The 7,219-nt window shown below is 69.1% G+C and carries 8 protein-coding genes; 3 read left to right on the top strand and 5 right to left on the bottom strand.

Translation table 11 applies throughout. The features are described from left to right. Positions 1 to 125 precede the first annotated feature (125 nt). Positions 126 to 362 (top strand): hypothetical protein, encoded by a 237-nt coding sequence (locus E1265_RS30785; protein ID WP_132934258.1) that lies wholly within the window; start codon positions 126 to 128, stop codon positions 360 to 362. Between the two features lie 413 nt (positions 363 to 775). On the opposite strand, the gene E1265_RS30780 is transcribed toward E1265_RS30785, so the two are convergent. The 5 genes from E1265_RS30780 to E1265_RS30760 form a co-directional block, all read right to left on the bottom strand. Further along, positions 776 to 958, bottom strand: coding sequence for a DUF6233 domain-containing protein (locus tag E1265_RS30780; protein ID WP_132934257.1), 183 nt, complete (start codon positions 956 to 958; stop codon positions 776 to 778). Positions 959 to 1,082: 124 nt separating this feature from the next. After that, entirely contained in the window at positions 1,083 to 1,649 is a 567-nt protein-coding gene (locus E1265_RS30775) for a hypothetical protein (RefSeq protein ID WP_132934256.1), read from the bottom strand. A gap of 88 nt (positions 1,650 to 1,737) precedes the next feature. Then, positions 1,738 to 2,520, bottom strand: a complete 783-nt coding sequence (gene istB / locus E1265_RS30770; RefSeq protein ID WP_132934255.1) for an IS21-like element helper ATPase IstB — start codon at positions 2,518 to 2,520, stop codon at positions 1,738 to 1,740. Then, positions 2,517 to 4,148, bottom strand: coding sequence for an IS21 family transposase (gene istA, locus E1265_RS30765; RefSeq protein WP_132934254.1), 1,632 nt, complete (start codon positions 4,146 to 4,148; stop codon positions 2,517 to 2,519). Before istA ends, istB begins: the two co-directional genes overlap by 4 nt. 143 nt (positions 4,149 to 4,291) lie before the next feature. Next, positions 4,292 to 4,657 (bottom strand): hypothetical protein, encoded by a 366-nt coding sequence (locus E1265_RS30760; protein WP_132934253.1) that lies wholly within the window; start codon positions 4,655 to 4,657, stop codon positions 4,292 to 4,294. A 739-nt stretch (positions 4,658 to 5,396) separates the two neighbouring features. Between E1265_RS30760 and E1265_RS30750 the strand changes: the two genes are divergently transcribed. Both E1265_RS30750 and E1265_RS37440 read left to right on the top strand, forming a co-directional pair. Continuing rightward, entirely contained in the window at positions 5,397 to 6,362 is a 966-nt protein-coding gene (locus tag E1265_RS30750) for an ATP-dependent DNA ligase (protein WP_243741233.1), read from the top strand. A 572-nt stretch (positions 6,363 to 6,934) separates the two neighbouring features. Continuing rightward, entirely contained in the window at positions 6,935 to 7,084 is a 150-nt protein-coding gene (locus E1265_RS37440; RefSeq protein WP_165953937.1) for a hypothetical protein, read from the top strand. Positions 7,085 to 7,219: the final 135 nt, after the last annotated feature.

The raw sequence follows: 7,219 nt of genomic DNA, 5'->3' as shown, positions 1-7,219 counted from the left end.
AAGAGTGGAAGCAGCAGCAAGAACCGTGACCGGGGAAGCAGGATGAACACCGGCGGATCCCCGTCGGTGTCATGCCACCTGCCGGCCGCCGCCGTTCCTGAGCCACCGGCTGCAAAATCCGACTCGTGCAGAGCACAACCATGTTCCCGACGCAAGCACCGAGATGTCACGCGTACCGCGACCGCGGCCTGCCGATCCCCGAGCCCACCCCCGCCACGTGCCAGGAGTGCCGCGAGCTCCTGGCGCTCCCGCCAGTCGACGACCCGGCCGCCTGCACGACCCGGGACGAAGTCGTGCTCCAGCACCTGCTGAGCCACCTCCTGCCGCTGGTCCCCGACCTGCCGCCCTCAACGAGCGGCTGAGCACCCGGCCGACCCGCACGGCGTGCGGGCCCGGAGAACGGCGCGTGGGCCGCCGTGCCGGGCCCGCCCGGCCGCTTGGGCCCACAGCTCGGGCGAGTCCGTCCTGGGCCGACACGACGCCTCTCAACGCCGCGCCGTCGGCAGATCGCCCACCCCCACCCCGGAATGAGCCCCACTGGGAGCACATATAGGGGTGTCGGGCTATCCGACCCGCCCGAAAACTGCGTCTGACCTGCAGAAACAGGCCGAGGTTGACCAACTTTGGGGGTAGGGGAGAGGGAAGGGGAGACGGTAGGGGAGAGGGAAGGGCCACAGGACGGTAACGGAGAGGTTGACCACGGCGGTTGGTCAACCGCCCTGGATGCTTGACCAACCGCCGTGGTCAACCCCCGGTCGCCCGCTGCTCGCGCCCGTCATCTCAGGGCGCGGTCCGGGCGACACACCTCGCACGGCACGGCCCCGGCCTGGGCGGCAGCGCGCACCTGGTCGACGGTCGCCGGCCGCACCTCGTGCTCGGGGTTGGGCGCGGCGCAGTCGCCGCGGTTGGCGTTGACGGTCTGATCTGGCCCCACCTTTCCGGCCTCAGGTGGCTCCATGTCGTCGTGGCTGGGGGTCTGCCTTCCGGCTTGCCGCGGCCCCGGCTTCCGGTCTCGCGTGGCCCCAGCCGACGATGGGGCGGCGACCTCCTTCACCGCTCGTCACAAGTCAGACCGGGTCAGGTCATGACTGACCGTGGTAGTACTCCTCGGAAGGCATCGAGTCCCATTCGGTATTCGCGCCGTCGCGCGTCACCATGAACAACGGGCGCGATCGCAGGACCTGCCCGACGCGTTGCCCGCGTATGACGACCCCGGGATCATCCGGTCCTGCATAGCCCTCGGGCGTGTAGCGAAAGTGACCATCCACTGCCTCGGCATGCGCGATTTCGTCGCTCTCCAGTTCCGACAGGTCCCTTCCGACCAGCGGGATTCCATCGTGTCCGACCTGGGGACCGTGGACGGCGTCAGCTGCGATGCAGAACAGCCCCGCGGCTTGGCTCACGTAGGCCGTGACGGCAGGCAGTGAAGAGGCCACCCCGCGGCGATGGACCTCGATTTTCCACGTGGGCGAGAAGATCGCGTGGACGTGCGGGCAATCGCTGACCTTCGTCTGGCCGAGAACCTGAAACGCGTCGACCACTTCGTCGACGGTCATACCGAACCGGAGCGGTCCGACGCCGACCGCTGGCGCATAGGACCACTCATCCCGATCGGCGACTCCGGAATCGGCTTCGGCCTTGAACGTCATCGTCGCCCCCTGGAGACAGCTGAAATCTTGCCGCAGCCCATCATGTCAATGGTTGACCAGCAGCCCGTCAGGTGCCTCCAGGCGATCGCTAGGTTCGCTGCTGCTTGGCTTTGGTCTGGGCGAGGCGGTAGGACTCGGTGCCGGTCTCGATGATGGTGCCGTTGAAGGTGAGTCGGTCGACGATGGCCGCGCAGAGCCGCGGGTCGGTGAAGGTCTTGGTCCAGCCTCCGAACGACTCGTTGGAAGCGATGGCCACGCTGTTCTTTTCCTCCCTCTCGGTCAGAACCTGGAACAGCATCTCGGCGCCCCGCCGGTCAAGCTCGAGATAGCCCAGCTCATCGATGCAGAGAAGATCGACGCGCCCGTAGCGGGCGATCGTCTTCGACAGCTGCTTTTCGTCGGCGGCCTCGACGAGCTCGTTGACGAGTTTGGCGGCCAGGGCATAGCGGACGCGGCAGCCGGCCATGGCCGCGGCCGTCCCGAGGCCGATCAGCAGGTGGGACTTGCCGGTGCCGGAGTCCCCGATCAGGCAGAGCGGCTCGCCCTTCTTGACCCAGTCGCAGGTGGCGAGGTTGTTGACCACAGCCGGGACGACGTTGGGGTTGGCGTTGTAGTCGAAGTCGGAGAGCCACTTCTGGCGGGGGAAGCCGGCCGCCCGGATCCGTCGCTCCGAGCGTCGCCGGTCCCGGTCCTCACATTCGGACATCAGCAGCTCGGCCAGGAACCCTCGGTAGGAGAGCCGTTCGCGTTCGGCGCGGGCGACGAGGTCGGGGAACTGGGCTCGCATGGTGGGCAGCCGCAGGACCCGGCAGGCTGTGTCGATCGCTGCGTCGGAGGCGGTCTCGGTCAGGTTGTGGTGCGGGCCGGTCATGGCGCGTCCTTCCTGGAGCGGTTCAGAAGCTGGTCCCAGCGGTCGAGAGAGGGCAGGGGACGCTGGTCGGTGGGGAGGCGGACGGCCCGGTGGGCGTTCAGGCTGACCACCTCGCTGGGCTCCGGCCCGGGCAGTGCCGGTGCCGGCCCGGCGACCGTCACGGTGGGGGAACGGCCATCGGTCTGAGCGGCTTTGCGGGCTTCGAGGGCGACGATGTCGGCGGTGTGGGCGCCGACCGCGAGGGCTGATCGGATTCCGGCGATCACATCGCGGTGTTCGAGGTGGCGGTGCAGCAGGAGCACGTGGACCAGCTGCTTGGTCCCTTCGGTGTCGCCCTCGGCCTTCTTCGCCGCAGCCCAGAACGCTTCGTGGGCGGCGGTGAATGTGCCCTCGCGGCGGGCCTGGTCCAGGGCCTCGGAGCCGGCCATCGCGCCGGGCTTGGCCAGCAGGACTTCGAGGAAGTGGTCCAGGACGACCCGCTCGGCGCCTTTCGCCGTCAGGCGGGGGTGGCGGGCGATCTCGGTGCGGCCGTGGAAGACGACGAGGTCGCTGGAGCGGAGCACGACTCGGACGGTGCGGCCGATGAACCGGGCTGGGACGGAGTAGCGGCAGACCCTCACCGCGATCATTCCGTAGCGGTCCACCCGCGGGGTGAACACGACGCCGGTCTCGAAGGAATCCTGCGGCAGCGGCATCAGCAGCACGGACTCGTGGGCGAAGTCCTGGCCGATCGTGCGGATCCGCATCCCGATCCGCCGGCCTTCCTCCGCCCGCTCAAACTCGGCGAAGGACTCGTTCAGCTCGTCCAGCGAGCCCACCCGGGGAACGGGCGTGAGGTAGTTGCGGCGGAAGTAGCCGACCTGACCCTCCACTCCACCCTTCTCATGGGCGCCGCGAAGTCCCGGCTCGCAGTAGAAAGGGGTGAGCCCGAAGTGCTGGCGGAACTCCGTCCACCTGGGGTGTTCGTCCCGTGACCGGCTCTTGTGGATCACCCGGGAGACCGCTGGAGAGAGGTTGTCGTAACGGATCTGACCGCCCGGGACGCCGCCCAGCGTGCGAAAGGCGTGAACGTGGCCGTCCAGGAAAGCCTCCTGGCCGCAGGACGTGGTGATGCGGTGCACCGCCTTGCCCGAGTAGGCCAGACGCAGGGCGAAGACGAAGCACTTCGTCCGTTCTCCCGCCAGGTCCACCCATGCCTCGCCGAAGTCGACCTCGGCGTCCATGCCCGGCTGGTTGTGGCGGATCACGAACCCCGCGGCCGGTGCCGCCCCCGTGGCCTCGGCTATCTCCCGGCGCCGACGGGAGACGTAGTCCCAGACCGTGGTGTAGGCGATCTCCGCCCGGCACTCCTGCCGCAGTCGATTCAAGATCCGCTGGACCGTGTGCCGCTGCTTCGGCGGTGCTTCCAAGTCCCCCAGCAGCCACTCGTCGATCGTCTTCTTGAACGGATCCAACCTGGGCGAGGGCCGTACCGGGGTCTTCCGCGGCCTGGGCACCGGCGACGCCAAGGCTTCGCGTACGAGCCGGCGGTGCACGCCGTATTTGCGGGCCAGCGCCCGCATCGACAGCCCCTCCTGCCACGAGTCACGGCGGATCCGCAGGAACAGCTCTTCCCTCGACAACTCCATCCGGCATCGCCCCCACACGGTGGCCCGCCACGACCGTCCCACCGCCCGCCGCCCGGTGGGGCCAGATCAGACCGGAACAACCCCCGAACGCTCCCGTACGCCCCCAGGGGTGGGGCCAACTCAAGCCGGAAAGTGGAGCCGGATCAGAGCGTTAATGCCACGCGGTGCACGACCAGTTGGTCGCCACCCGTCGCCTCGAGGAGCCAGCGCGGCGGCGGCCGGCGGATCCCGTCGGTGGGCACCTGGTCGTAGTCCTCACCGGGGATCGGTTCACACGCGTCGACAGGGGCCCAGCACTCCACCGGCTCCGGCATAGCCACCAGGCTGCCGTCCGGCCGCTGCGACGGCCCCCACAGAGACAGCCTGACCAGATACCACCACGAGCCCTCCTCAGCGAGCCGGCGACGCCGCAGCACCGCCAGGAGCTCCTGGCCGTCCGGCAGCTTAAGGCGCACCGGCGGCCCGCCCTCCGGCGCCTCGCCGTCGCCGCCGCTGCTGCTGTTCGTCATGCCGCCGACGCTACGGGCTGGCACTCACACGCGCCCGGCCACCGCTCCCCTTTGTCAGGCTTCCCTGCCGCCCGGCCGAGCCAGGAAGGCTGTAGGGAAGTTGTCGGCACACCACAGACCCCTTGTCCAGCGACATGACCTGCATCTTCCTGCGCGATCTGGAGACCCGGAGGCAACAGGAGAGGCAACACGAGAGGCCGTAGGAGAAGCAACAGGAGAAGCAACGGGATGGGCAACCGGAGAGGCAACCTGCCGCCGGCGGGCGGGGCCCGCGCGGGCCAAGGAACCTGCTCCCTCGGTTCCGCAGCCGTTTTCCGCGCCACCCGCCACCCCGGCATGACCACACCACAACGTGCTCATAGAGGGGTGTCAGACTTCCCGCAGCCCCCGAAAAACCACCTCCGACCAGGGCGAACACCCCGAGGTTGACCAGCGAAGCCGGACGTGGAAACGGAAGTGGATTTGGACGTGGAAACGGAAGTGCCCTGCAAGGCTTGCCGTAGGGCTTGACCACAGCCGGGTGGCAACACGCCGTTGCCACCCCGCGTTGGCAGTGGCAATCGCGGTGGCAACGCATTGCCACCCGCGCACCGCGCCGTCAACCGAGCACGCGATCCGGCCGGCACAACACGGCGCGGACAGACCGGCCCTCGCCTCGCCGCCTGCCGAACAAGCGCGCCGAACCCGCCCGGGCCGGCAACAGTGAGGTACTGGTGGTGGGGTGAGCTGGCCTGCCCGGGTGGAACCGATACTGGCCCGCCCTGTTCCCGCGCTGCCGGGACCCGGCGTGTTGCCGGGTGGGGTGGTGTTCGAGCCGAAGTGGGACGGCTACCGCGTTGTGGCGTACAGCACCGTCGACGGGCGGGCCCGGCTGCTGTCCCGGCGTGACACCGACCTCACCGCGGCGTTCCCCGAGATCGCCGACGCGGTGGCCGCCGTCGGCGAGAATCTGGTCGTCGACGGCGAGGTCGTCATCCACCGCGAGGGCCGGCTGGACTTCGGCGCCCTGCAGCGGCGCCTCGTCCGCGCGGCGGCCGCGGCGCGGCGGCTGGCGGTCGCCGAGCCGGCGCACCTGGTCGTCTTCGACATCCTGCAGCGCGGCCACCGCCGGCTGCTTGGCGAGCCCTACATCGTGCGGCGGGCCGCGCTGGAAGAGCTGTTCATCGACCACGAGCTCGGGCCGCCGTGGACGCTGTGCCCCTCCACCACCGACCCCGCGAAGGCGGAAGAGTGGATGACCGAATGGAGCGTCGTCGGCATCGAAGGCGTCGTCGCCAAAGGCCGCCAGCAACGCTACGAGCCAGGCCGGCGCGGCTGGCTGAAGGTGAAGACCAAGGCGACCACGGACGCGATCGTGGGCGCCGTCACCGGCCCCGTCGCCCGGCCGGACACCCTGCTCCTAGGGCGCCACGACCAGGACGACGTCCTGCGGCTGGTGGCCCGCAGCACCCCGCTCTCGCCCGAGCTGCGCGACAGCCTCGGGCGCCTCCTGACGCCGGCAGGCCCGGCCCACCCCTGGACGGGCGCCCGGTTCACCGTCCGGTGGGGCAGCCGCGAACCCCTCACCTTCACCACCGTCCAGCCCACGCTGGTGGTGGAGTTCGCCGGCGACACCGCCATCGACCACGGCCGCTGGCGCCACCCCGTCCGCGCCCTCCGCCACCGACCCGACATTGCGCCAGAGGATGTGTCGACCTTTCGGTGATGGCATCGGCTTCGCGCGGGCGCCCGCTCCTTCCAGCCGGCCGTGTCGCCGGCTGGCGAGATTCGGCTCGAGCGGGTCGATGGTGACAGCCAAGGTTGCCCAGTCACCCTAGAGCCGAAAGTGATCTTGGCATCACTGTACGTGAGATTCGTGGGGTGATGTTCCGTCGTACCGGACGGCACCGATAGTCGCGCTACCAGGGCGATTGTCAATCTCAGCCACCATCCGATCGGAATATGCCCCTACTGGGCGTAACCCGATTCGGGCGAAGAACAAAAAGCGGAATTCTTCGGTCAGTTGGGCAGGGGTGCTGATTACGTCCAGTAATCTCAGCTTAGCCGACTGTTCGACAGGTAGCGTCTCGCGATACGGAACAGGAGGAGGCCTGGCTCAGGTTGGACGCCCACCAGGCCCCGCTCCTTCATCATGTGTCCCTCGACCAAGGAGAGGCTTTGTCTCTTGATCGATCGCGCGGTAGGGCCGAAGTGTGGCTCTGGCCGCGGCTGCACGAAACTACCATTCCGCGGCCGGGTGGCCGGGAAACCTGGGAGTGGAGTGACAGGACAGTCAACATGCAGGCCTCGGCCTTCCTCGGCCTGCTGGTGATGCCGGTGGTCCTCATCCAGGGGACGCTGGAGCCGGAAGCGGCCGGCATCGTAGCGGCGATTCTGCTCGGCAGCCGCCGTTCGCACCTGCATGTTCGACGCGCACGGCTGACCTGACGGCCATTCGTTCGCCTCGCCGGAGCGCTCCTCAGGGCGCTCCGGCGCCCGCCGGACGCCGGCATCGACGCGAATTTCGTCCCCCCACGGCCCGCAAACAATCCGACGGCCCGACGAAATCCGCCCTCATTCCCC

The organism is Streptomyces sp. 8K308, from assembly GCF_004348315.1.
Classification (GTDB): domain Bacteria; phylum Actinomycetota; class Actinomycetes; order Streptomycetales; family Streptomycetaceae; genus Streptomyces.
Note: the sequence above shows the minus strand (reverse complement) of the source record. Positions and strands in the feature narration are given on the sequence as shown.